The sequence below is a fragment of the Achromobacter sp. CF-sbj1-Ac2-l genome (assembly GCF_052698165.1).
Genome location: NZ_CP199855.1, coordinates 734,657 through 757,505, shown reverse-complemented (window position 1 = coordinate 757,505; position 22,849 = coordinate 734,657). Strand labels below are relative to the sequence as shown.

22 protein-coding genes, 1 tRNA gene and 1 pseudogene are annotated in these 22,849 nt (G+C 68.3%); 11 read left to right on the top strand and 13 right to left on the bottom strand.

The annotated features are described in order from the left end of the window. Positions 1 to 28: 28 nt before the first annotated feature. Complete coding sequence (locus ACUDCK_RS03525; RefSeq protein ID WP_064526166.1) at positions 29 to 892, top strand: LysR family transcriptional regulator; 864 nt, start codon at positions 29 to 31, stop codon at positions 890 to 892. Positions 893 to 928: 36 nt separating this feature from the next. Here ACUDCK_RS03525 and ACUDCK_RS03520 read toward each other — a convergent pair whose 3' ends face one another. Next, positions 929 to 1,747 (bottom strand): ChbG/HpnK family deacetylase, encoded by an 819-nt coding sequence (locus ACUDCK_RS03520; RefSeq protein ID WP_054503551.1) that lies wholly within the window; start codon positions 1,745 to 1,747, stop codon positions 929 to 931. A 36-nt stretch (positions 1,748 to 1,783) separates the two neighbouring features. Here ACUDCK_RS03520 and ACUDCK_RS03515 point away from each other — a divergent pair, with 36 nt between their 5' ends. After that, entirely contained in the window at positions 1,784 to 2,179 is a 396-nt protein-coding gene (locus tag ACUDCK_RS03515; protein ID WP_081273537.1) for a GtrA family protein, read from the top strand. Here ACUDCK_RS03515 and ACUDCK_RS03510 read toward each other — a convergent pair. Beyond that, positions 2,136 to 3,725 (bottom strand): glycosyltransferase family 39 protein, encoded by a 1,590-nt coding sequence (locus tag ACUDCK_RS03510; protein WP_175168065.1) that lies wholly within the window; start codon positions 3,723 to 3,725, stop codon positions 2,136 to 2,138. The two genes, ACUDCK_RS03515 and ACUDCK_RS03510, sit on opposite strands and share 44 nt — an antisense overlap. Further along, the gene (locus tag ACUDCK_RS03505; RefSeq protein WP_064526266.1) at positions 3,725 to 4,717 is read right to left on the bottom strand and encodes a glycosyltransferase family 2 protein; all 993 of its coding nucleotides are present in this window, start codon (positions 4,715 to 4,717) and stop codon (positions 3,725 to 3,727) included. The genes ACUDCK_RS03510 and ACUDCK_RS03505 overlap by 1 nt, the downstream gene beginning before the upstream one ends. Before the next feature lie 315 nt (positions 4,718 to 5,032). Here ACUDCK_RS03505 and ACUDCK_RS03500 point away from each other — a divergent pair, with 315 nt between their 5' ends. The 5 genes and pseudogenes from ACUDCK_RS03500 to ACUDCK_RS03480 all read left to right on the top strand — a co-directional run bounded on the left by ACUDCK_RS03500 (position 5,033) and on the right by ACUDCK_RS03480 (position 9,075). Then, positions 5,033 to 5,530, top strand: coding sequence for a GNAT family N-acetyltransferase (locus ACUDCK_RS03500; protein ID WP_175168064.1), 498 nt, complete (start codon positions 5,033 to 5,035; stop codon positions 5,528 to 5,530). A gap of 66 nt (positions 5,531 to 5,596) precedes the next feature. Continuing rightward, entirely contained in the window at positions 5,597 to 6,805 is a 1,209-nt protein-coding gene (gltS, locus tag ACUDCK_RS03495) for a sodium/glutamate symporter (RefSeq protein WP_054503502.1), read from the top strand. Next, a pseudogene (locus ACUDCK_RS03490) lies at positions 6,802 to 8,302 on the top strand (TAXI family TRAP transporter solute-binding subunit). The gene gltS and the pseudogene ACUDCK_RS03490 overlap by 4 nt, the downstream one beginning before the upstream one ends. A 42-nt stretch (positions 8,303 to 8,344) precedes the next feature. Then, positions 8,345 to 8,608 carry a hypothetical protein gene (locus ACUDCK_RS03485; RefSeq protein WP_006388697.1) on the top strand — a complete coding sequence of 88 codons (264 nt, stop codon included), beginning with the start codon at positions 8,345 to 8,347 and terminating at the stop codon, positions 8,606 to 8,608. Then, positions 8,608 to 9,075, top strand: a complete 468-nt coding sequence (locus tag ACUDCK_RS03480; RefSeq protein WP_175168063.1) for a YaiI/YqxD family protein — start codon at positions 8,608 to 8,610, stop codon at positions 9,073 to 9,075. The genes ACUDCK_RS03485 and ACUDCK_RS03480 overlap by 1 nt, the downstream gene beginning before the upstream one ends. Positions 9,076 to 9,103: 28 nt before the next feature. Here the strand turns inward: ACUDCK_RS03480 and ACUDCK_RS03475 are convergent, their stop codons facing one another. The 7 genes from ACUDCK_RS03475 to ACUDCK_RS03445 form a co-directional block, all read right to left on the bottom strand. Continuing rightward, complete coding sequence (locus ACUDCK_RS03475; protein WP_006388695.1) at positions 9,104 to 9,271, bottom strand: hypothetical protein; 168 nt, start codon at positions 9,269 to 9,271, stop codon at positions 9,104 to 9,106. Between the two features lie 400 nt (positions 9,272 to 9,671). Further along, a tRNA-Val gene (locus tag ACUDCK_RS03470) sits at positions 9,672 to 9,746 on the bottom strand. A gap of 61 nt (positions 9,747 to 9,807) precedes the next feature. Next, complete coding sequence (dnaQ, locus tag ACUDCK_RS03465; protein WP_064526175.1) at positions 9,808 to 10,530, bottom strand: DNA polymerase III subunit epsilon; 723 nt, start codon at positions 10,528 to 10,530, stop codon at positions 9,808 to 9,810. Between the two features lie 4 nt (positions 10,531 to 10,534). Further along, positions 10,535 to 13,651, bottom strand: coding sequence for an efflux RND transporter permease subunit (locus ACUDCK_RS03460; RefSeq protein WP_175168062.1), 3,117 nt, complete (start codon positions 13,649 to 13,651; stop codon positions 10,535 to 10,537). A 30-nt stretch (positions 13,652 to 13,681) separates the two neighbouring features. Further along, positions 13,682 to 14,770: an efflux RND transporter periplasmic adaptor subunit gene (locus ACUDCK_RS03455; RefSeq protein WP_175168061.1), complete on the bottom strand. Its 1,089-nt coding sequence runs from the start codon at positions 14,768 to 14,770 to the stop codon at positions 13,682 to 13,684. Positions 14,771 to 15,021: 251 nt separating this feature from the next. Next, positions 15,022 to 15,483, bottom strand: coding sequence for a ribonuclease HI (gene rnhA, locus ACUDCK_RS03450; RefSeq protein WP_049071280.1), 462 nt, complete (start codon positions 15,481 to 15,483; stop codon positions 15,022 to 15,024). Between the two features lie 49 nt (positions 15,484 to 15,532). Further along, on the bottom strand, positions 15,533 to 16,312 hold the full coding sequence (locus ACUDCK_RS03445) for a class I SAM-dependent methyltransferase (protein WP_064526180.1): 780 nt from the start codon (positions 16,310 to 16,312) through the stop codon (positions 15,533 to 15,535). A gap of 21 nt (positions 16,313 to 16,333) precedes the next feature. On the opposite strand from ACUDCK_RS03445, the gene gloB reads away from it, so the two are divergent. From gloB to fabI, 3 genes are all read left to right on the top strand, one after another. Beyond that, positions 16,334 to 17,155, top strand: a complete 822-nt coding sequence (gloB, locus tag ACUDCK_RS03440; RefSeq protein WP_054503494.1) for a hydroxyacylglutathione hydrolase — start codon at positions 16,334 to 16,336, stop codon at positions 17,153 to 17,155. 7 nt (positions 17,156 to 17,162) lie between these two features. After that, positions 17,163 to 18,581 carry a transglycosylase SLT domain-containing protein gene (locus tag ACUDCK_RS03435; RefSeq protein WP_175168060.1) on the top strand — a complete coding sequence of 473 codons (1,419 nt, stop codon included), beginning with the start codon at positions 17,163 to 17,165 and terminating at the stop codon, positions 18,579 to 18,581. Positions 18,582 to 18,704: 123 nt separating this feature from the next. Beyond that, positions 18,705 to 19,490 carry an enoyl-ACP reductase FabI gene (gene fabI / locus ACUDCK_RS03430; RefSeq protein WP_006388687.1) on the top strand — a complete coding sequence of 262 codons (786 nt, stop codon included), beginning with the start codon at positions 18,705 to 18,707 and terminating at the stop codon, positions 19,488 to 19,490. 77 nt (positions 19,491 to 19,567) lie between these two features. On the opposite strand, the gene ACUDCK_RS03425 is transcribed toward fabI, so the two are convergent. After that, on the bottom strand, positions 19,568 to 19,966 hold the full coding sequence (locus tag ACUDCK_RS03425) for an OsmC family protein (RefSeq protein ID WP_049071273.1): 399 nt from the start codon (positions 19,964 to 19,966) through the stop codon (positions 19,568 to 19,570). 179 nt (positions 19,967 to 20,145) lie between these two features. Between ACUDCK_RS03425 and ACUDCK_RS03420 the strand changes: the two genes are divergently transcribed. Further along, the gene (locus ACUDCK_RS03420) at positions 20,146 to 20,823 is read left to right on the top strand and encodes a tellurite resistance TerB family protein (RefSeq protein WP_054503492.1); all 678 of its coding nucleotides are present in this window, start codon (positions 20,146 to 20,148) and stop codon (positions 20,821 to 20,823) included. 84 nt (positions 20,824 to 20,907) lie between these two features. Here the strand turns inward: ACUDCK_RS03420 and ACUDCK_RS03415 are convergent, their stop codons facing one another. After that, positions 20,908 to 21,894, bottom strand: coding sequence for a tripartite tricarboxylate transporter substrate binding protein (locus tag ACUDCK_RS03415; protein ID WP_175168059.1), 987 nt, complete (start codon positions 21,892 to 21,894; stop codon positions 20,908 to 20,910). A gap of 28 nt (positions 21,895 to 21,922) precedes the next feature. After that, on the bottom strand, positions 21,923 to 22,801 hold the full coding sequence (nadC, locus tag ACUDCK_RS03410) for a carboxylating nicotinate-nucleotide diphosphorylase (protein WP_175168058.1): 879 nt from the start codon (positions 22,799 to 22,801) through the stop codon (positions 21,923 to 21,925). Positions 22,802 to 22,849: the final 48 nt, after the last annotated feature.

The following is a 22,849-nucleotide window of genomic DNA, read 5'->3' as shown; positions in this document are numbered from 1 at the left end:
ATCGGAAATTCCGATACAACACCCATCCATGCGCCATTCCCTGGAATCCCTGGCCACCTTCGCCCAGGTGGCCGCCGAGGGCACCTTTTCAGCGGCGGCCCGCAAGCTGGGCAAGAGCCAATCCACCGTCAGCGAGACCATCGCCAACCTCGAGGTCGACCTGAACGTGACCCTGTTCGACCGCAGCCAGCGGCAGCCGGCGCTGACCGAGGCCGGCCAGGTGCTGCTGGGCCAGGCCTTGCAGGTGCTGGCGGCCAACGACCGCCTGAACCGTAGCGCCAGCCAACTGTCCGCCGGACTGGAGCCGCGCCTGACCGTGGTGCTGTCGGATACGTTTCAGTCCGAAACCTTTGAGAACATGCTCAGCCAGATCGACCAGCGCTATCCGGCGCTGCGCTTCGAGTGCCTGATCGCGGAATACGAGGACGTGGTGGCGCTGGTGCAGCAGGGCCGCGCCCACCTGGGGCTGATGGCGGCGCAGGAAAGCTATCCGCCCGACATGGCCCACGCGACGCTGCGCGAAGCGTCGGAGATCGTGCTGTGCGTCGGCCGCGGCCATCCGCTGGCGACGCTGTCGGGGGTCACCCGGGACCACCTGAAGACCGAGCGCGAGCTGCGCCTGAGCACCTATGAGCTGGACGACAAGGACCCCGCGCCGTCGCAGTCGACCTGGTCGGCGCCGGGCTACCTGATGCTGCTGGAAATGGCCACGCTGGGATTTGGCTGGACCGAGTTGCCGCGCTGGATGCTGCAGCGCTTCGGCCGCGGGCAACTGGTGGAACTGGCGGTGCCGGGCTGGCCGCGCCAGATCCGGGTGGACGCGGTGTGGTCGACCCGCCGACCGCTGGGACCGGCCGGCGCCTGGCTGCTGCAGAGCCTGACGCGGGCCTGATGTCGGCAAGCGTGGACGCCCTGGCGCACGACGCGCCTAGCGCGCGGTGTGCGGCAGGCGCGAAATGCGCACGCCGTTGGCGGCCAGCCAGTCGCCCAGCTTGGGGCAGGCCAGCACATCGTATTCGGCGCGGCGCTGGCGCGCCATGGCGCTGCCGCCCTGGCTGTCCTTGGCCGGATGGCACATCAGCAGATCGCAGTCGCGGGCATTGAACAGCCAGTTCTGCAGCAGGTCGGCATAGCGCCGCTTGCCCCCCTCGAAACCGTAGACACCCAGCAGCCGGCGGTTGGTGCGCAGGCCTTCACGGTTGGCGCGGCGGCCCAGTTCGGCCGCGCCCAGCGCGCCGATGATGCGCGCCTTGAGCGATTCCTTCAGCGGAATGCCGCAAAGCATGCCGGGCGCCGTCTGGCGCAACCACGGCATGCGGGCGCCGTAGCGCTGCTTGAGCATGACCAGCAGGCGTTCGCGGATCACGGGCAACTGGTGCACGTGCTGATGGCCGTCGACGTAGTCGGGAGCGCGGCCGAAGGCTGCCTCAAAGGCGTCGAACTGACGCGCCAGGTGCTGGTCGACCCAGGCCGCATCCAGGCGCCGCAGATAGGCACGCAGGATCAACTTCGACAGCGGCGGCAGGTCGGCATCGAAACCATTGCCCAAGGGCTCGGTGAAGTTCACGTGCAAGCCGAGATCGGCGTCCTGCGCCGCCAGCCGCGCCGCATTGGCGCGGAAGGTCGGTCCCAGCGACAGGCAACTGACCGCGCTCAGCCGGCCCATGCCGGCGAGCGCGATCATGCCTTCATCAATATCGGCATTCATGCCAAAATCGTCACCGCAAATCACTATGCGTTTGGTCAAGTCCTCACCCCGCTTTTTTTCATCGACACGCCCCACATGCGCGCCCTGCTTCAGCAAGTCATTCTGTTCGTCTTCGTCGGATGCGCAGCGGCCGCCACCCACTGGGGCGTCGCGGTCGCCTGCGTCGAAGGCCTGGGCGCGGCCCCGCTCCTGGCCAACCTGATCGGCTGGCTGGTGGCGTTCGTGGTGTCCTTCAGCGGACACTATCGGCTCACGTTCAGACATTCGAAGACACCCTGGACCATAGCAGTACGTCGTTTCTTCTTCATTTCAGCCGCAGGCTTCATCATCAATGAATCCGCTTACGCCTGGTTGCTGCGGGTAACGGCCATCCGCTACGACATCCTGCTGGCGCTCATCCTGATCGGCCTGGCGGTGGCCACCTTCATCACGAGCCGGCTTTGGGCGTTCCGCCACAAGCCCGCTGCTTGAACGCGGCGTCCGAGACCACCTGCCAGATCACGTATTTCACGCTGTTCGCCGCCGGTTCGAGGCCGGCCAGGGCGCGGTAGCTGCCCGCGTCCGACTTGGTGCCCCAGACCCAGTAGCGGGCGCCATCGGGCGCCGCGCACAGGCGGGCGTGGAATTCGTCGGCGCTGATCAGCACCTGCTTGCCCACCTGGGGCTCGAACTTGGCGGCGTCATAGAGTTCCTTGCGCCAGTTGTCGCGCACCGGCACTTCCGGATTGAGCCAGTCGTCCACCACCCAGGTCGGGTTGGGCGCCTTGGCGTACAGCGCCAGGTCGAACGGATAGGTGTGCAACGACACGAAGGTATCGGCAGGCTGAGCCAGCGAACGGATCTGCGCGGCCAGCGGGCCGGCGCTGCCACGGGCGGAGTGGGCCGCGATGCCGATGGCCAGCACACAGATGCCGGCGCCGACGGCCACGCAGATGCGCACCAGGCGCGGCGTCAGGACGTCGCTCTTCTGGCGCGCCGCGGCGACGATCACTTCCGCCAGCAGGAAGGCCAGCGGCGGCAACGCCGGCAGCACGTAGCCGACCAGCTTGGAGTTGGGCAGCGAGAAGAAGCCTACCACCACCACGAACCAGATCAGCGCCAGGCGCCGCAGGTCGCGCTGGGGGCCCTCCGCCCAGAACGCCTTGCGCAGGATGCCGCCGCCCCACAGGGACCACGGCAGGCTCAGGCCGACCACCACGGGCAGGTAGAACCAGAACGGCTGGGCGTTGTTGAAACCGGAGGCAGCGAAGCGCTGGAAATGCTGGTAGACGAAGAAGTAGTCGTAGAACCCGGGATAGCGGATCTGCATTAGCGCGAACCACGGCACCGCGACCACCGCAAACACCAGCAACGCGGGCGGCCAGACCAGCGCCCCCAGGCCACGCCAGCGGCGACTCCAGACCAGCCATACGAACAGGATTGCGCCCGGCAGCACCAGGCCGATCAGGCCTTTGGCCAGGACTGCCAGGCCGGCCAGCGCGGCGGCGGCCAGCGACATCCAGCGATAGGCCTCGCCGCGCTCGACACGCAGCACGGTGTCGGCCGCGGCCAGCACGCACAGGGTGATCATGCCGGCGACCAGCATGTCCAGGTTGGCGAATTGCGAACCGCCGTAGAAGAACGGCACGGTGGCCAGCACCAGCGCGGTCAGCGTCGCGCTGGCGGCGTCGCGGTAACGGCGCACGAAGGCGTACAGCCCGGCAATGGCGGCCCAAGAGGCCAGCAGCGACGGCAGGCGCGCGGCCCAGGGGTGCACGCCGAACACCGTGAAGGACAACTCGGTCAGCCAGTAGTACAGCGGCGGCTTGTGAAAATAAGGCATGCCGTCGAGCAGCGGCACCATGTGCGAACCGCTGCGCAGCATGTCCCAGGCGACGCCGGCGTAGCGGCCCTCGTCGGGCAGCGTCAGGGGCCGCACCCAGGCCAGGAAGGCCAGCCAGAAACCGATGGCGAGCAGGAACCTGCCCGACGGCGGGATCCAATCGGAACGCGCCGGCTGTTGCATCGCGGCGGCCATCAGTGCGCGACCTTGTCGGCGCGGGCGGCCTGCCCCTGGCGGCGGCGCACGACGAACAGCGGGCGCCCCTTGACCTCGTCGAAGATGCGGGCGACGTATTCGCCCACCACGCCCAGCGAGATCAGATTGACGCCGGCGAAGAACAGCACGGCCGTCACGATGGTGGTCCAGCCGGACACCGGGTTGCCGGACACGAGGAAATCGATCACCAGGTACGCCGCGTAGGCCATCGCCAGCACGGCGAACAGCACGCCGACGAGGCTGACCAGGCGCAGCGGCCAGGTGGTGAAGGCGGTCAGGCCGTCCAGCGCCAGCCGCGCCAGGCGCATGCTGCCGAAGCGGCTGTCGCCGTGCATGCGTTCGTCGGGGGTGTAAGGCAGCGCCTCGCCCTTGAAACCGACCCAGGCGTACAGCCCCTTCATGAAGCGGGTGCGCTCGGGCAGCGCGTTCAGCGCGTCCACCACGTTGCGGCTCATCAGGCGGAAGTCGCCGGCGTGGGCCGGCACGTCCACGCCGCGGGCGCCGCTCAGCAGCTTGTAGAACCAGCGGGCGCCGGTGCGCTTGACCCAGGACTCGTCGCTGCGGGTTTCGCGCACGGCGTAGACCATCTCGGCGCCGGCGGCCCAGCGGGCCAGCATCTGCTCGATCAGGGCGGGCGGATGCTGCATGTCCGCATCCAGGCAGATCACGACGTCGCCGGTGGCGCTTTCGAGCCCGGCGCTGAGCGCGGCTTCCTTGCCGAAATTGCGCGACAGTTGCACGTAGCGGAAGCCATCGTACTGGGACCATTCGGCCATCAGCGCCTCGGTGCCATCGGTGCTGCCGTCGTCGGCGACGATGATCTCCCAGCCGGAGCACAACGCCGACAGCCGGCTGCGCAGCAGCGGCAGCAGCACGCGCAGGTTCTCGCATTCATTCAGGCACGGAATGACGCAGGTGACGCAGGCGTCGTACGGCACATTGGCGGCCGCCGTCCCCCAGACCGCTTCCATGGGAAACGCTTTGGTCAGGACTTGCTGCCCCTGGGGCTCGGACCGGAATTGGATATGCATGATGCTCTGAAATTGGAATGCGGGACGTTATGCCGGGCAGTATGCGCAAGCCATCGTCGAATTTTCATCAAATGCCCTGGCTATAAGACTGGTCGCATTCCGGCGATTCTAGGCAGCGTGGCCGGCAGAGATATAAAGTCGCGTAAATCTCTGTCCCCGATTTGTTAAGAGACGTGAAGCGACGCCTTCCGGGCGTCGGTAAAATGCGGGAAGTTCTTGTTTTCACAGGGTGTTATGCAATATCGAGTCCGCCCCATGCTGGCCGGCGACGTGGACGCCATCCTCGAAGTCCAGGCCGGCGCCTATCCGGGGTTCCTCCTGGAAAGCGCTGATTTCTTCCTGAACCGGCTGGCGCTGGCCCCGGCGCACTGCTGGGTGGCGCAAGCCGCCACGCCGCGGGACGGGCTGCTGGGCTATCTGGTTTCGTATCCGTGGGACGCCGGTCTGCCGCCGACCCTGGACGCGCCGCTGACCACGCTGCCGGAGCCCGCCGACCACTGGTTCCTGCACGACTGCGCCGTGGCGCCCTCGGCGCAGGGCCTGGGCGTGGGCCAGGCCCTGCTGCGCACCGCGGCCGGGCACGCCACGCAGGCGGGCCTGCGACGCGCCAGCCTGGTGTCGCTGGGCTCGGCCGTGGGTTATTGGCTGCGTCATGGCTATGCGCCGGTCGCCGGCGGCGGCCGCGATCTGGCCGTCAAGCTCGAGGGCTATGGCCCGCAGGCCAGTTACATGGCGCGCGCCTTTCCGCTCTGACCTCCCCCGGGGGGCCACGCGCGCCCGCCTCTCTCGTCCGTTGCCCCGCGAGGCACGAAGGTTTCCATGATTTCACTCTCGCCCGTCCAATCCCTGCTGGCCTGCTGCCTGGTGCTGGCCATCGGCCGCGTCCTGACCACCCGCATCGGCGTGCTGGCGCGCTACAGCATCCCGGACCCGATCGTCGGCGGTCTGCTGTTCGCGATCGGCGCCTATGCGCTGTCGACCTGGGGCGGCCACGCCGTGTCCCTGGAAACCAGCATCAAACCGACCCTGTTGCTGCTGTTCTTCGGCTGCATCGGCCTGACGGCGAACCTGAAGCTGCTGGCCAAGGGCGGCCCGCGGCTGATCGCCTTCCTGCTGGCGTTGATCCCCTTCCTGGTGCTGCAGAACGCGGTCGGGCTGGGCATGGCCTGGCTGCTGGACATGCATCCGCTGATGGGGCTGCTGGGCGGCACCATCACACTGGTCGGCGGCCACGGCACAGGCGCGGCCTACGCCACCCGTTTTGCCGACGTCAACAATATCCAGGACGTCATGGCGCTGGCCATGACGGCGGCGACCATCGGCCTGGTGCTGGGCGGCGTGGTCGGCGGCCCCGTGGCGGAATGGCTGATGCGCCGCCACAAGCTGGCCGGCAGCCTGGATCGCCGCGCGACGGCGGGCCACGAGGCGCCCGACCTGACCGGGACGCAACCGCCATCGACGGCGGCCTCGTTCATCACCTCGATGACCGCCGCCTTCGTCTGCCTGGTGGCGGGCGGCTACCTGGCCACGCTGGTGGAGGGCGCGCCGGTCAGCCTGCCCAATTTCCTCTGGTGCCTGGCGACCGGCGTGCTGATCCGCAACGGCGGCGAGCGGCTGGGCCTGAAGCTGGATGACCGCGCCACCGAGATCATCGGCACCATCACGCTGTCGCTGTTCCTGGCCATGACGATGATGACGCTGGACCTGGGCAGCGTGGCGCGGCTGGCCGGGCCGCTTGCGCTGATCCTGGCGGTGCAGACGCTGTTCTGCGCGCTGTATTCGGCCTGGGTGGTGTTCCGCCTGCTCAGGAGCGACTACGAGGCCGCCATCATGTCGGCCGCGTTCTGCGGCTTTTCGCTGGGCGCCACCGCCACCGCCATCGCCAACATGCAGGCGCTGACGCGGCGCCACGGCCCCGCGCCGCAGGCCTTCATCGTGGTGCCGGTGACGGGCGCGTTCCTGGTGGACATCCTCAACGTGATCGTCCTGACCTCGTTGATTTCCCTGCCGTTCGTGGGAGGGATGTGATCATGCTCAAGCGCTTCTTCCTGCTGGCCCTGTGCCTGCTCCTGGCCGCCTGCGGCCGCGCCCCCGACGTCGATACGCTGCGCGCCGATGTCGAACGCGGCCTGGCCGCCACCTATGGCGCGGACCTGTTCCGCATCGATGAAATCAAGCGCATGGGGTCCGCCGCCGACAGCAATGCGCCGGCCGGCGAGACCCGCCGCGTGGTCTATTACGACCTGCGGCTGGAAGTGACGCGCGACATCGCGCTGGGCGCCTGGGACCAGCCTGGGGCCGCCGCGCTGGTGACGCTGCTGGGCGCGGGCCCGCGCAGTATCAGCGGCGTGAAATCCAGCGGCAACCAGGCCGGCGACCGGATCGTTGCGCATGCCAGCGCCATCTACCGCAAAGCGGGCGAGGCCTGGGAGCTGGTGACGCCCGCCGGCTTCAAGGCCGCCGAAGCGCCCTCGCTCGATACCGGCGCGCCGCCGCCCGTGACGCAGCGGCTGCTCGAAACGCTGGACCAGATCACTCATTCGGTCGCCTACAGCGCCTCCAGCACGGCGCAGCACGTGGTGCAGCAGGAACTGGAGCGCTCCGTCGCCCGCATCAACGGCCGGCTGGCGCGCATGCAGCAAGGCTATCCGCTGGCCGGCGGCCCAGACCGCGGCGAGTACGTCACCTTCGCGCGGGCGCTGGGCGCGGTGGGCCAGGCGCGCCAGATCCGCGTCACGCCGCTGATCACCGGCGGCGGCGCCGAAAACATCGCCCTGCTGCGCAGCGGCGACGCCGTGGTCGGGCTGGCCCAGGCCGACACCGCCAAACTGGCGTACGAGGGCCGCGGCCCGTTCGCCTCGCAAGGTCGGTTCGCCGGCCTGCGCGCGCTGGGCAGCCTCTATCCCGAAATGGTGCATATCGTCGTGCGCGACGACGCCCGCCTGCGCGGCGTGCGCGACCTGAAAGGCAGGAAGATCGCGCTCGGCGCGGAGGGTTCGGCGGTGCGGGCCACGCTGGAGGCGGTGCTGGCGGCGCAGCCTGCAGGCCGGACGCGACTACGAAGCGATTCCCACGCCTTTCACCGCCTCGCTGCCGGCGCTCAATGCCGGCGCGATCGATGCCGCGGCGCAGGTGATCGGCATTCCCGCCACGCCCCTGCGCGACGCGTTGACCCAGGCGCACCTGAAACTGCTGCCGCTCGATCCGGCCGCGGTCAAGGCGCTGGCCGCGCAGGACAACGGGCTGCTGCCGCTGGAGATCCCGGCGGGCACCTATCCGAACCAGCCCGACCCGGTCGCCACCATCGGCACCGCGGCGCTGCTGCTGACCACCTCGGCGCTGACCCGCGACGAAGCCCTGCAGGTGGTACGGGCGGTCTACCAGACCGGGCAGGACCTGCTGGCGGCCGGCTCGGCCCAGGGCGCCCAGGTAAACATCGCCAACGCCCGGCGCGGCCTGACCGTGCCGCTGCACGACGGCGCGGAAGAAGGCCTGGCCGCGCTGGAGAATGCCAAACCCCGCTGACGGCGCTTGCGCTTATGATGGCGCTCCCAATCAGGAATATCCATGAACAAATTCGATCTGCAAAAGAACCAGGCGCTGAAACTGGCCGGCCAACTCAAGCAAGCCGGCACGCCCGACCGTTTCGGCGCCGCCTCGCAGGTGCCCGACCGCCGTGAACAGCGCAAGCTCGACCAGGCCGCCGGCCTGGTGCCGTTTCCGCTGAAGCTGTCGCAGGCCCAGGCGGACCAGTTGCGCGCGGCGGCCGCCGAACGCGGCCTGAGCACCAACGACATCATCGCCGAGGCCTTGCAGAAGGCCCTGGGCTGATGCATATCTGGGTCGATGCCGACGCCTGCCCCGGGGTCATCAAGGACATCCTGTTCCGCGCCGCGCAGCGCTGGCAGGTGCCCCTGACCCTGGTGGCGAACCAGGCGCTGCATACGCCGCCCTCCCCGCTGATACGCGCGGTGCAGGTGCCGCGCGGCTTCGACGTGGCCGATGCCTACATCGCCGAACGCGCGGCAGCCGGCGACCTGGTGATCACGGGCGACATCCCGCTGGCGGCGCAGGTACTTGAAAAAGGCGCCATGGCGCTGAACCCGCGCGGCGAACGCTATTCGCCGGAGACCATCCGCGAACGGCTGGCCCTGCGGGACATGATGGAGGAATTGCGCGCGAGCGGCGTGGACACGGGCGGACCGTCTTCGTTCAGTCAGGCGGACCGCAAGGCCTTCGCCAACCAGCTCGACACGCTGCTGGCGCGCGCGGCGCGGCTGGCCGCGCCCAAGGCCTGAACCGCGCAGGACCACGCGCCCGGCGGCGTCAATAGAACGTGATGTACGCCTTGTAGATGATGGTGCCGATGGCCGTGATGAGGCCGATGCCCATCAACCCCATGCCGATGTTGCGGTCGCGCAATCCAAACCCGAGCAGCATGAGCGCCACGCCCGTGACGATGATGATCAACATGGTGTTGGTGCTGGGGTGCATGAAGGTCTCCCGGTAAACGACGCGTTTCGCGTCTCAGCCTGCGTTTGCCTTTGCTCTTGCTTTTGCATCCACATCCGGTTGCCGCGGCCTGACCACGCGCTTTGGGCTCGCGCTTTAGGCTCGCGCTTTAGGCTCGCGCTTTAGGCCGAGCTTTGGGCCGAGCTTTAGGCCGAAATTTGCGACTTCAGATTTCATCATAGACAACCCGGGGCACGATGGCGCGCAAATCGGGCGGTCGCGCTTGCGGCATATCAAGGCGGCGCGCAAAACAAAAAAGCCAACCGGCTAAGGTTGGCTTCATTGTCGTTCGGGTTTGCGTCTTTGCTTGAGCAAAGCGCTTGCACCGGTCTCGAGTCGCGTCTGCCGGCTTTCAAGCCTGGCGATGCGCTTCGAGGGTCTTTGGTGGGTAGTACTGGGTTCGAACCAGTGACCCCTGCCGTGTGAAGGCAGTGCTCTACCACTGAGCTAACCACCCCGAAAGAGGCGAAATATTAGCACGCTTTTTTGAAAGTGTGCAAGTCGCCGGGAAAAAACTTTCAGGCGGCCGCCACCGGCGCCTCGAGCTTGCGCCAGACGCACTCGCCGCCAACCGACTTGTCCAGCGCCGCCAGGTAGGTTTCGTGCTCGGCCAGTTCGGCCTCGCTGGCCTTGACCACCGGCAGGCCGGAGGCGTCGAACCTGGCCAGCACCACGCCACCGCCCGCGCCCGTGTCGTTGTCGTCGACGTCGATCAGCAGCGCGTCCTGGCCGCGGGTCATGGCCAGCCAGACTTCCGCCAGCAACTGCGAGTCGAGCAAGGCGCCGTGCAGCGTCCGGTGCGCATTGGAGATGCCGAAGCGGTCGCACAGCGCGTCCAGCGAGTTGCGCTTGCCCGGGAACAGGGAGCGCGCGTGCAGCAGCGAGTCGGTGACCGTTTCGCAGTACTCGGTGATCGGGCCGCGGCCGGTCTTGGCCAGCTCGGCGTTGAAGAACTTCACGTCGAACGCGGCGTTGTGCGCGATCAGCTCGGCGCCCTGGATGAACTTGACGAACTCGTCGGCGACGTCGCCGAAGCGCGGCTTGTCGGACAGGAATTCGGTGGTCAGGCCGTGGACCGCCAGCGCCTCGGGGTCGCTGTCGCGGTCCGGGTTCAGGTAGATGTGCAGGTTGTTGCCGGTGGCCATCCGGTTGACCAGTTCGACGCAGCCGATTTCGACGATGCGGTGTCCCTGGGCGGGATCCAGCCCGGTGGTTTCAGTGTCAAAGATGATCTGGCGCATAAAGCTATTCCGACGCTTGGGCCGCAGGCGCCGACGGCGCCTGGCCATCCGCCGGGCCGGCCGGGGGATGCGTTGCGCTGCCGGCCGGGCCGGGTTTCCTGCGTGCGGTGGCGATCAGGGTGTAGGCCACCGGCACGACGAACAAGGTCAATAGTGTACCCAGCATCAGGCCGCCCACCAGGACCCAGCCGATCTGCTGGCGCGATTCGGCGCCCGCGCCCGAGGACAGCGCCAGCGGCACGGTGCCCAGCACCATGGCGCCGGTGGTCATCAGGATCGGCCGCAGGCGCAGCACGCTGGCCTCGGTCACGGCCTCGAACAGCGCCTTGCCCTCGTCGCGCAACTGGTTGGTGAATTCGACGATCAGGATGCCGTGCTTGGTGATCAGGCCCACCAGCGTGATCAGGCCGATCTGGCTGTAGATCGACAGCGTGCCGCCGGTCAGCCACAGCGCCAGCAGCGCGCCGGTCATGGACAGCGGCACCGACAGCATGATGATGAACGGGTTGCGCCAGCTCTCGAACTGCGCCGCCAGCACCAGGTAGATGAAGGCCAGCGCCATGGCGAACACCAGGTAGATGCTGCCCGACGAATCGCGGAACTCGCGCGACTGGCCGTCCAGGTCGGTCACGACCGTGTTGGGCAGCACTTCGCGCGCCACCTGGTGCATGTGGGCCAGCACCTCGCCCAGCGCGTAGCCGGGGGCCACGGCGGCGTCGATCTTGACCGCGCGCAGGCGGTTGAAGTGGTTCAGCGACTGCGGCGACACGCCTTCGTGCACGGCCACCAGGTTGTCCAGTTGCACCATGCTGCCGTCGCGCGCCCGCACGTGGATGCCGGAAATATCCGTGGGCGTGGCGCGGTCGCGCGGCGTGACCTGCACGATCACGTCGTATTGCTCGCCCTGGTCCTTGTAGCGGGTCACCTGGCGCCCGCCCAGCATCGATTCGAGGGTGCGGCCCACGGTGTCGACATTGGCGCCGACGTCGGCCATCTTGTCGCGGTCCACCCGCACCCGCAACTCGGGCGTGTTCAGGCGCAGATCGGTGTCCAGGTTGAGCAGGCCGGGATACTTGCGCAGCTCCGCCAGGAACACTTCGGTCAGGCGCGACAGCTCCGCGTACGAGGCCTGGCTCATGATGATGAACTCGACCGGCTTGGAACGCGCCGACTGGCCCAGCGACGGCGGATTGGTCGGGAACGCGCGCACGCCGGGCAGCGACGAGAACAGCGGCTGCAGCTCCTGGGTGATGGCCTGCTGGCGGCGACCGCGCTCTTCCCAGGGTTTGAGGCGCAGGATGGCGGTGCCGTCGGTCACCGTGGGAAAGCCCACCGTGACCTGGCTGCCGCTGGCCTCGGGAATGGCCGCGTAGAACTGCTCGATGCCGAGCATGCTGTCGAGGGTGTAGTTCAGCGTCGCGCCTTCCGGCGCGCTGACGATGCCGAACACCACGCCGCGGTCCTCGACCGGGGCCAGCTCGCTCTTGACCACCTTGAACAGCACGCCGCTGCCAGCCGCGACCGCCAGGCCGATCGCCACCACCACCCAGCGATGGCGCAGCGACAGCGCCAGCGCCCGCCGGTAGCCGTTGCTCATGGCGTTGAGCCAGCCTTCGATCAGGTTGTACCAGCGGCTGTGGCTGCTCTGGTGGCGCAGCAGCACCGAGCACATCATGGGCGTCAGCGTCAGCGCCACGAAGCCGGACACCAGCACCGCGCCGGCCAGCGCCAGCGCAAACTCGATGAACAGCCGCCCGGTGCGGCCGGTGGCGAAAGCCAGCGGCGCGTACACCGTCACCAGCGTCATGGTCATGGCCACCACGGCGAAGCCGATCTCGCGCGAGCCACGCAGCGCCGCTTCCTTGCGCGGCATGCCGTCCTCGATGTGGCGGTAGATGTTCTCCAGCACCACGATGGCGTCGTCCACCACCAGGCCGATGGCCAGCACCATGGCCAGCAGCGTCAGCGTGTTGATCGAGAAGCCGAACAGGTACATCAGCGCGCAGGCGCCCACCAGCGACACCGGGATGGTGACGATGGGAATGATGCTGGCGCGCAGGTTGCGCAGGAAGAAGAAGATCACCAGCACCACCAGGACGATGGCTTCGCCAATGGTGTGGAACACCGAGTCGATAGAGCGCTCGATGAACACCGACGAGTCGTAGGCGATGGTCAGCTTCATGCCCGCGGGCAGGTTCTCGTTCAGGCGCGCCACTTCCTCGCGCGCGGCCTTGGACAGCTCCAGCGGGTTGGCGGTGGACTGGCGCGTCACGCCGATGTTGATGGCCGGCTTGCCATTGAAGCGCGACAGGATGCGGTCGTTGGCCGCGCCGATCTCGACCTTGGAGACGTCGCGCAGCCGCACCGGATAGCCCTTCACGTTGGCGACGATGACGTTCTCGAACTGCGCCGGCGTCTGCAGGTCGGTGGACGACACCACCGAGAACTCGCGCGCCCGCGACTCGATGCGGCCGGCCGGGATCTCCACGTTCTGGCTGCGCAGCGCCGATTCCACGTCCTGCACCGTCAGGCCGTAGGCGGCCAGCTTGTCGCGGTCCACGTAGATGCGCATGGACGGCAGGCGCTCGCCGAACACGCGCACCTCGGCCGCGCCGGGCAGCACCGACAGGCGGGTCTTGATATAGCGGTTGATGTAGTCGGAAGTCTGGATCGCCGAATACGCGCCGGACTCGACCGCGATGTAGATGATGGGCTGCGAATCGGCCTCGACCTTGCCGATGATGGGCTCGTCGATTTCGTCGGGCAGGAAGCGGCGCGCGCGCGAGACCTTGTCGCGCACCTCGGCCGCCGCCGCGTCCGGATTGCGCGACAGGTTGAACTTGATGTTGATCAGGCTGCGCTCGGAGCGGCTGCGCGAGGTCATCACGTCCACGCCCTCGATGCCCGCCAGCTGGTCCTCCAGCGGCTTGGTCACCTGCGACTCGATCACCTCGGGCGAGGCGCCCTTGTAGGTGGTGTCGACCGACACGATGGGCTCGTCGATCTTCGGATATTCGCGCACCGTCAGGCGCGAATACGAGATCAGACCGATCAGCACGATGACCAGCGACAGCACCGACGCGAACACCGGCCGGTTGATACAGGTTTCCGAGATACGCATGAAGGGCCGCCGTTCGCTGGAATGATGGCGTCAGGCGCCGTTGTTCACGACCTGCACGGCGCCGCCATCGGTGACGCGCTGCAGCCCCGACACCACCAGCTGGTCGCCGGCCGCCACGCCCGTCAGGATCTCGACCTTGCCTTCGCGGCGCTCGCCGATGGTGACTTCGCGGCGCTCGGCCACGCCGTCCTTGACACGGTACACGTACTGCGTCTCGCCCGACGGCGACAACGCCGCCTCGGGCGCGACCAGCGCCTTGTCCTGGTTGAACAGCAGTTGCACGCGCGCGAACATGCCCGGGCGCAGCAGCGAATCGGCGTTGGCCACGGTGGCGCGCAGCAGGATGGAGCGCCCGCCCGCGTCGACCAGCGGACTGACGGCATACACCAGGCCGGGGCGTTCCTGGCCGGGCAAGGCGTCCAGCCGCAGCGTGAGCTGCTGGCCCACGCCGACCTTGCTCAGATACATCTCGGGCACGCGGAAATCCACCTTGAGCGGGTCGATCGCTTCCAGCGGCGCCAGGTCCTGGCCCTGGTTCACGTAGTCGCCGACCGACACGCTGCGCAGGCCGGCGAAACCGGCGAACGGCGCGCTGATGGTCATCTTGTCCAGCCGCGCCTGCGCCAGCGCCACCGCGGCCTCCTGCACCTTGAGCGTGCTGGCCGACTCGTCGCGCGCCTGCTGGCTGACGAAGCCCTTGGCCTGCAGCGCCACGGCGCGGCGATAGTGGCTCTGCGCCAGCGCCAGGTTGGCGCGCGCCTGCGCCAGTTCGGCGCGCGGCACGGAATCGTCCAGGCGGATCAGCGCCTGGCCGCGCTTGACCGGCTGGCCTTCCTTGAACTCGATCGACTGGATGCGGCCGGCCACTTCGGGCCGCAGCATCACGGCCTCATCCGAGCGCAGACTGCCCACCGCCGACAGGCCGCGGGCGAACGGAATTTCCGTGACGGCGGAGACTTCGACCCGCACTGGAGCCGCCTTGGAGACGGGTTTGGCGGGCGCGGCGGCGCTGGCCGCCGGCGTAGCGGCCGGCGCGAGCCAGCGCGGCACGAATACGCCCAGAGCGGCCCCCGCGGCCACTCCTGCCGCGATGGCGGCCAGCAATGCAGCTTTTTTCATGCGAATGTGGCGGTATCGCGGCGCGTGCCAGGCATCCCCCGCTGGGACGGCGCCGCAAGAACAGGATCAAGGGTTGGCACTTTAGCACCGGATTTACAACCTGGAACAATCCTGAAGCGCGCTGAAAGCACTAAACCGGCCGACCCAGGGTATTTCCCGATGCGGGCGGCCACGCCCGCGCATCCGCATCGGTGAAAACACGCAGTCATTGACGGACACCAGGCGGCACGCCGCGCCGCCCGGCGGGTCGTTCAAGCGCGCCGGACCGACTCGACGCCCTGGTTGGCCAATTGGTCGGCGCGCTCGTTGCCGGGGTCGCCGGCGTGGCCGCGGACCCAGCGCCACGACACGGTGTGACGCCGCACCTGCTCGTCCAGGGACTGCCACAGCTCGGCATTCTTGACCGGCTTCTTGTCGGCCGTCATCCAGCCGCGCCGCTTCCAGTTGGCCAGCCATTCGGTCATGCCTTTCATGACGTACTGGGAGTCGGTGTGGATGGTGACCGTGCACGGACGCTTGAGCGCGCGCAGGCCCTCGATCACGGCCAGCAGTTCCATGCGGTTGTTGGTGGTCTGGGCCTCGCCGCCGTGCATGGTCTTTTCGTGCGCGCCGGCGCGCATCAACACGCCCCAGCCGCCCGGACCGGGATTGCCCTTGCAGGCGCCGTCGGTCCACATTTCCACTTTCTGGTCGTTCGCGTTGTTGTCCTGCATGGCGCTGCTTGTATGTCCTTGTTCTTTCGATATGAATCCGGCCCGCCGCTCAGGAGCGGTCGAAGCCGTCGCCGGCCTGGCGGTTGACCACCACCGACGCGGCGCGGGCGCGTTTGGGCTTGGTTTTCCAGGCGGGGCCGATGATACGCATGCCGGCCACGCGCTTGACGGCCGACACCAGGTAGACCGCGCCCCCCAGGCTCCACCAGCGCGCGCCGGCCGATTCCAGGAAGCCCCAGCGCTGCAGCCATTTCTCGCTGCGGCAGGCCGGCGCGTAGCAGCCGAAATGGCTTTGCTCGACCTCCAGCGACAGCAGCTTGAACCAATCCTTCAGGCGCGGCAGCGAGACCTGCGACGACGGCGGCTGCGGCAGCCAGGGCTCCATGCCGGGCATGCGGGTGCGCGCGCCCCACATGCTCCAGGGATTGAAACCGGAGATCACCACCCGCCCTTCCGGCACCAGCACCCGCTCGACCTCGCGCAGCACGTTGTGCGGCTCGCTGGTGCATTCGAAGGCGTGCGGCAGGATCAGCAGGTCGACGCTCTGCGATTCGAACGGCAGCGCTTCGGGCTGGGCCAGCACCACGCGCGACTGCCAAGCGGCGATATTCTCGGGCGCGGGGGTTTCCGTGCCGACATAGCCCTTGAAGGGCATGCGGTTCGCGCGCAGCAGATTCAGGTCGGCCAGGCCGACCTGCCAGGCGTAATATCCGAAGACGTCCGCCACGGCCGCGTCGAACTGCGCGCGCTCCCAGGCCAGGGCGTATTGCCCTGGCGGGGTCTGGAACCATTCGGCCAGTTCTACAATCGGCGGAGTTTCTTCTGCCACGTCTTCATTCCTTCGAATCCCATGCAAGCCTTGACCGCCCCCGCAGGCGGCCGCGAACGCAACGCCGCGGTCTTGCCCCTGCCCGCCTTCACCGACAACTATATCTGGGCCATCGTCCGCGACGGGCAGGCCGCCGTGGTCGACCCCGGCGAAGCCGGCCCGGTGCTGCAATGGCTGGCCCGCGAAGGCCTGAAGCTGCGCGCCATTCTACTCACGCACCACCACGGCGACCATGTGGGCGGCGTGCTTGAATTGTCCCGCATTGGCGATATCACCGTATATGGCCCGGCGCGCGAAAAGCTGCCGCGCTGCGATGTTCCCCTGGCCGAGGGCGACCGTGTGGTGCTGCCGGAGCTGGACCTGGACCTGACGGTGCTGGACGTGCCGGGGCATACCGCGGGCCACATCGCGTACACCGGCCGGGCGGCGGGAAAACAGCCTGTGCTGTTCTGTGGAGACACCCTGTTTGCCGGGGGCTGTGGCCGGCTTTTCGAGGGCACCCCCGCGCAAATGTCTGATTCCTTGGAAAAATTTTCTGTTTTACCGCCAGATACACAGGTTTTTTGCGCACACGAGTACACTCTAGCGAACTTGCGCTGGGCCATGGCGGTCGAACCCGCCAACCGCACCCTGCAACAGTGGTATCAGCGGGCCCGGCAATTACGCGCAGAAGGTCTCCCCACGCTTCCGTCGACCATCGGCCAGGAACGCGCGACCAATCCGTTTTTGCGCACGCAGCAAGCTGACGTCGTCCGCGCCGCAGGCAACTGGGCCGGCCACGACCACCCGACGCCGGTAGAGGTTTTTGCCTCCCTTCGTGAATGGAAGAACGATTTCAAGTGACCGCCCGATGAATTTCTCCCGACTCCTTCTGCCGCTTCTGCTGGCAGTCCTCGCCGGTTGCGCAGGAACCAAATCCCACGACAGCAAGAACCTCACCACCAACTCCCAAGGGCGCTACATCGCCCGCGACACGTCCCGCACGGTCGACCTGACCAATCCGCCGGTCGACGCCTGGGACCGCATCCGCCGCGGCTTCGCCATCCCCAACCTGAACACCGACCTCTCGCAGCAGTGGACCGACTATTACGCGTCCCACCCCGAGGCGGTGCAGCGTATGGCCGAGCGCGCCGGCAAATACCTGTATTTCATCGTCGACGAGATCAACCGCCGCGGCCTGCCGACCGAGCTGGCGCTGCTGCCGTTCGTCGAAAGCGCCTACAACCCCACCGCGCTGTCGCGCGCCCAGGCCTCGGGCCTGTGGCAGTTCGTGCCGGCCACCGGCCAGCACTTCAACCTGAAGCAGGACTGGTGGCGCGATGAGCGCCGCGACCCCATCGCCTCGACCAACGCGGCGCTGGACTACCTGGAAAAGCTGTTCGAGATGCAGGGCGACTGGTACCTGGCTCTGGCCTCGTACAACTGGGGCGAAGGCTCGGTGCAGCGCGCCATGGCCAAGAACGAGGCCGCCGGCCAGCCCACGGACTACCTGTCCCTGAACATGCCGGACGAGACCCGCAACTACGTGCCCAAGCTGCAGGCCATCAAGAACATCATCGCCGACCCGCAGCGCTACGCGGTGGCGCTGCCGCCGGTCGGCAACACGCCGTACTTCGTGACGGTGCAGAAGAATAGCGACATCGACCTGGAGATCGCCGCCAAGCTGGCCGAGATGCCGCTGGACGAATTCAAGGCGCTGAACCCGTCGTTCAACCGGCCCGTGATCCGCGGCGACCACGCCCCGACCCTGCTGCTGCCGGCTGACCGCGTCGAGATCTTCAACGCCAACCTGACCAACTACAAGGGCGACCTGAGCGCCTGGAAGGTCTACCACTCGCGCCGCGGCGAATCGTACGCCTCGATCGCCAAGCGTTTCGGCGTGACCGAAGCCAAGCTGCGCGAGACCAACGACATCGGCTCGCGCCAGAAGGTGGCCTCGGGCCAGTCATTGCTGGTGCCGGGCGCCCCCGGCGCCGGCGGCGTGCAACTGGCCTCGTTGGCCGCGCCGGTCGGCGCGCTCGATTCGGCCCCGGTCAACACCAGCAAGGCGCCGGCGCCGCGCGGCAAGGCCGCGGCCCCCGCCGCGCGCGGCGCGGCCGCCCGTCCCAACGTGCGCACGCACAAGGTGCGCCAGGGCGATACGCTGTTCTCGCTGGCCAAGCAGTACGGCACCTCGGTGGACGCGCTGCGCGCCCTGAACAACCTCAAGGGCAATGCCCTCAAGATCGGCGCCCAGTTGCGCGTGCCGGGCACCAACGCCCGCGGCTGACTCCCCCGCCGATCCGTCTTTCGCAGCGGCGCCCACCCGGGCGCCGCGCCGTTTTGTCCGCGAGGCCGCCAAACTCCTTAAAATAGGCGGTCTCCAGCAGGAAAAAAATCAAAGGAACCTCACATGGGCTTTCTCGCCGGCAAACGCATCCTGGTCACCGGGGTGCTTTCCAACCGCTCCATCGCCTACGGCATCGCGCGCGCCTGTCACCAGCAGGGCGCCGAACTGGCCTTCACCTACGTCGGTGACCGCTTCAAGGACCGCGTGGCCGAATTCGCCGCCGAATTCGGCAGCGACATCGTGCTGCCCTGCGACGTCGCCGAAGACAGCCAGATCGAAGCCACCTTCACCGAGCTGGCCAAGCGCTGGGACGGTCTGGACGGCCTGGTGCACTCGATCGGTTTCGCCCCGCGCGAAGCCATCGCCGGCAATTTCCTGGACGGCCTGTCGCGCGAAGGCTTCCGCATCGCCCACGACATCTCGGCCTACAGTTTCGCCGCCATGGCCAAGGCCGCGCTGCCGCTGATGGAAGGCCGCAACGGCTCGGTGCTGACGCTGACCTACCTGGGCGCCGAACGCGTGGTGCCCAACTACAACACCATGGGCCTGGCCAAGGCCTCGCTCGAAGCCAGCGTGCGCTACCTGGCCACGGCGCTGGGTCCGCGCGGCATCCGCGCCAACGGCATCTCGGCCGGCCCCATCAAGACGCTGGCCGCCAGCGGCATCAAGGACTTCTCGGCCATCCTGAAGTTCGTCGAGGCCCAGGCGCCGCTGCGCCGCAACGTCACCATCGATGACGTCGGCAACGTCGCCGCATTCATGCTGTCGGACCTGGCCGCCGGCGTCACGGGTGAAATCACCCACGTGGACGCCGGTTTCTCGACGATCGTTCCGGGCATGGAAGAGTAAGACCTGCCTGGCCGGGCGCCGCGCCCGGCCAAGCGGGCCGGCGGCGGCAGCGCCGCTGGCCCAGGACCGCCGGCCCCTCAGGCCGGCCGCACGATCAGCGTCGAGACCTGCACGTCCACCGCCGTCATCAGCTTGTGGATCGGGCATTTCTCGGCCACGGCCAGAAGCTCGTCGATCTGCGCGTCCGACAGTTCGCCATGCAGCGTCAGCTTGGCGGTCAGGCGATAGACGCCCTTGCGCTCCTCGCTGGCGTCGCGCACTACGTCCACCCCCACCGATTCCAGCGGCAGCCCCTTGCGCTGCGCGTAGACCATCAGTGTCATGGCCTTGCAGCCGCCCAGCGCCGTATCGAAGTAGTCGTGTGGATCCGGGCCCGCGCCCTGTGGCTGCGGCATGTCCAGCGGCAGGTCGTGGCCTTCGGCCGTGGCGGTGAATTGCAGGGTCTTGGGCGCGTTCTGGCGCACGTGGATAGTCATGGGCGGAATTCCTCGCGTTGCGGGCGGCGCGCATGGCCGCCCCAACCCCGGTTGTAGCATCCGTCGCCCGGGCCACGCCCCGACGCAACATCCATTTCTGACTGTAAGCTGAACTTCTGGACGAGACGGCGGTCGGATAGCCTGTCCGCAAGATCGATTGCATTCACCAGGAAACCCGCATGAGCGCCAGACAACTTCTCGACCAACTGCTGCAATCCGGCCAGGGCCTGCTGGCCGACGCCGGCGCCAAGGTGCAGAACGCCACCGGCGGCAAGGGCGGTTCGTTCCTGACCGGCCTGGGCGGCGGCGCCCTCGGCGCGGGCGCGCTCGGCCTGCTACTGGGCAGCAAAAAGGCCCGCAAGATCGGCGGCAAGGTCGCCATGTATGGCGGGATGGCGGCGCTTGGCGCCCTGGCATACCGCGCCTATGGCGACTGGCAACGCAACCAGGCCGGCGCGCCGGCCGCCCCGCCGCAGACGCTGGACCGGTTGCCGGCCCCCGAGGCCGAACAGCACAGCACCGCAGTGCTCACGGCCATGATCGGCGCGGCCAAGGCCGACGGCCACATCGGCCCGGAGGAACGCGCCCTGCTCGAAACCGAGCTGGCCAAGTTGTCCAGCGACGCGCAGGACCGCCGCTGGCTGGAAACCGAGTTGTCGCGCCCGCTCGATCCCGCCCAGATCGCGCAATCGGCCAGGACGCCGGAGATGGCGGCCGAGATGTACCTGGCCAGCCTGCTGGTGGTGGACGAGGAAAGCTACATGGAGCGCGCCTACCTGGACGAGCTGGCGCGCCAGCTCAAGCTGCAACCGGGGCTGAAGGAACAACTGGAGCAACACGCCCGCGCGGCGGCCTGAGCGCCGCGCGCCGTCTTGCCGGTCAGGTCGGGACGCTGACCATCAAGGCGCGGAAACGGGCGGCCCGGCCGTCCGCCCTGCCCGTCAATCGGCGCGCAGCCCGATCGCCTCGGTAAGCGCCGTATAGCGGTCAATGTCCGCATTGATCATGTCCTGGAACGCGCGCGGCGAACTGGTGGTCGGTGTGAAGCCCTGCTCGCGCAGCGCGGCCTGCACGTCCGGACGCAGCATGATGCGGGCCAGCGTCGTATTCAACTTCGCCACCACCGCCGGCGGCGTGGCCGCCGGCGCCAGCAGGCCATGCCATTGATCAAGCGCGTAGCCCGCCACGCCCTGCTCCGCCACCGTGGGGACCTCGGGCAAGAGCGGCGAGCGCTGCGGCGAGGTGACGGCCAAGGCCCGCAGACGGCCCGCCGCGATCAACGGCGCGGCGCTGGACGCGGTGACGACCCCCATGCCGACCTGTCCCGAGGCTACGTCGGTCAACGCCGGTCCGCAACCCTTGTAGGGAACATGCTGCAGCGGCGCGCCGGTGGCCCGCGCCAGCATCTCACCGGCCAGGTGCTGCGGCGTGCCATTGCCGCACGAGGCGAACGGCAGCGGCCGCTCCGGCCGCGCGGTGTTGCGCGCGTCGTCCAGGGTGCGCAGCGGCGAGGCCGCCGGCACCACGAACACGGACGGCACGAAGGCCACGTTGATCACCGCCGCGAAGTCGCGCTTGGGCGCGAAGCCCAGGTTGCGGTAGACGCCGGGGTTGATCGCGAACGAGCTGTTGACCATCAGCAGCGTGTAGCCGTCGGGCGCCGACTCGGCCACGGCGCGGGCGCCGATGTTGCCGCTGGCGCCGGGCCGGTTCTCGACCACCACTGGCTGGCCGAATTGTTCCTGCAGGCTGGCGCCCAGGCGCCGCGCCAGCAGGTCGGTGCCGCCGCCGGGCGGGAAGGTCACCACGATGGTGATGGGGTGCGTGGGATAGGTCGCGTCCCCGGGCGTGTCGCCCGACGGCGGATTGCCGCAGGCGCCGAGCGCCAGGGCCGACAACAGCAACGAGGATCGAAGCGCGCGTTTCATGAGGCTTGCCTGTCGTATCGCGCCGGCCTCAGGCGTCCAGCCCGATGTCCAGCACTTTGGCGCTGTGGGTCAGCCAACCCACGGCGATCTGGTCGACGCCGGTGGCCGCCACCGCGGCCGCGGTCTCGGGCGTGATGCGGCCTGAGGCCTCGGTGATGGCGCGGCCGCGCGCCATGGCGACGGCCTGGCGTAATTGGTCCAGGCTCATGTTGTCCAGCAGCACCACGTCCACCCCCAGCGCCAGGGCCGTTTCCAACTGCGCCAGCGTGTCCACTTCCAGCTCGATCTTGACCATGTGGCCGATGCCGGCGCGGGCGCGCGCCACCGCGGCCTCGATGCCGCCGGCCAGGGCGATGTGGTTGTCCTTGATGAGCACGGCGTCGTCGAGCCCGTAGCGATGGTTGCTGCCGCCGCCCACGCGCACCGCGTATTTCTGCACCGCGCGCAGGCCCGGCATGGTCTTGCGGGTGCAAGTGACGCGGGCGCCGTGGCCGGCGATGGCCCGCGCGATCGACGCCGTCGCCGTCGCCACGCCGCTCAGGTGACACAGGAAGTTCAGCGCCACCCGCTCGGCGGTCAACATGGCACGGGCATTGCCGCGAATCCGCGCGATTTCGGTGCCCGGCGCCAGGTCGGCGCCGTCGCGGTGGGCAACCTCGAACTCGATGGCGGGATCGAGCGCGCGAAAAGCGAGCCGCGCCAGGTCCAGCCCGGCCAGCACGCCTTCCTGGCGCGCCACCAGGCGCGTCTCGGCCACGGCGTCGGCCGGCACGATGGCGTCGGTGGTCAGGTCTCCGGCCCGCCCCAGGTCTTCAAGCAACGCCGCGCGCACCAGCGGCTCGAGCATGACATCCGGCAGGGAGGGAATGGCCAAACGGGCAACGGGCGCTTCAGCAATAATGCTCATTTTGAGTATTTTGTGGTTAAAAAAAGGCGCGCAAATAATGCGCATGCA

Excerpts from the sequence above, each read along its gene's own strand:
- ACUDCK_RS03485 (WP_006388697.1), top strand. The coding sequence starts at position 8,345 with ATGAACAAATTCGATCTGCAAAAGAACCAGGCGCTGAAACTGGCCGGC.
- ACUDCK_RS03510 (WP_175168065.1), bottom strand. The coding sequence starts at position 3,725 with ATGGCCGCCGCGATGCAACAGCCGGCGCGTTCCGATTGGATCCCGCCG.
- ACUDCK_RS03505 (WP_064526266.1), bottom strand. The coding sequence starts at position 4,717 with ATGGAAGCGGTCTGGGGGACGGCGGCCGCCAATGTGCCGTACGACGCC.
- rnhA (WP_049071280.1), bottom strand. The coding sequence starts at position 15,483 with ATGCAGGACAACAACGCGAACGACCAGAAAGTGGAAATGTGGACCGAC.
- ACUDCK_RS03435 (WP_175168060.1), top strand. The coding sequence starts at position 17,163 with ATGAATTTCTCCCGACTCCTTCTGCCGCTTCTGCTGGCAGTCCTCGCC.
- ACUDCK_RS03415 (WP_175168059.1), bottom strand. The coding sequence starts at position 21,894 with ATGAAACGCGCGCTTCGATCCTCGTTGCTGTTGTCGGCCCTGGCGCTC.
- fabI (WP_006388687.1), top strand. The coding sequence starts at position 18,705 with ATGGGCTTTCTCGCCGGCAAACGCATCCTGGTCACCGGGGTGCTTTCC.
- ACUDCK_RS03480 (WP_175168063.1), top strand. The coding sequence starts at position 8,608 with ATGCATATCTGGGTCGATGCCGACGCCTGCCCCGGGGTCATCAAGGAC.
- ACUDCK_RS03500 (WP_175168064.1), top strand. The coding sequence starts at position 5,033 with ATGCTGGCCGGCGACGTGGACGCCATCCTCGAAGTCCAGGCCGGCGCC.
- ACUDCK_RS03425 (WP_049071273.1), bottom strand. The coding sequence starts at position 19,966 with ATGACTATCCACGTGCGCCAGAACGCGCCCAAGACCCTGCAATTCACC.
- ACUDCK_RS03515 (WP_081273537.1), top strand. The coding sequence starts at position 1,784 with ATGCGCGCCCTGCTTCAGCAAGTCATTCTGTTCGTCTTCGTCGGATGC.
- ACUDCK_RS03420 (WP_054503492.1), top strand. The coding sequence starts at position 20,146 with ATGAGCGCCAGACAACTTCTCGACCAACTGCTGCAATCCGGCCAGGGC.
- ACUDCK_RS03460 (WP_175168062.1), bottom strand. The coding sequence starts at position 13,651 with ATGCGTATCTCGGAAACCTGTATCAACCGGCCGGTGTTCGCGTCGGTG.
- gloB (WP_054503494.1), top strand. The coding sequence starts at position 16,334 with ATGCAAGCCTTGACCGCCCCCGCAGGCGGCCGCGAACGCAACGCCGCG.
- ACUDCK_RS03525 (WP_064526166.1), top strand. The coding sequence starts at position 29 with ATGCGCCATTCCCTGGAATCCCTGGCCACCTTCGCCCAGGTGGCCGCC.
- nadC (WP_175168058.1), bottom strand. The coding sequence starts at position 22,801 with ATGAGCATTATTGCTGAAGCGCCCGTTGCCCGTTTGGCCATTCCCTCC.
- ACUDCK_RS03475 (WP_006388695.1), bottom strand. The coding sequence starts at position 9,271 with ATGCACCCCAGCACCAACACCATGTTGATCATCATCGTCACGGGCGTG.
- gltS (WP_054503502.1), top strand. The coding sequence starts at position 5,597 with ATGATTTCACTCTCGCCCGTCCAATCCCTGCTGGCCTGCTGCCTGGTG.
- ACUDCK_RS03455 (WP_175168061.1), bottom strand. The coding sequence starts at position 14,770 with ATGAAAAAAGCTGCATTGCTGGCCGCCATCGCGGCAGGAGTGGCCGCG.
- dnaQ (WP_064526175.1), bottom strand. The coding sequence starts at position 10,530 with ATGCGCCAGATCATCTTTGACACTGAAACCACCGGGCTGGATCCCGCC.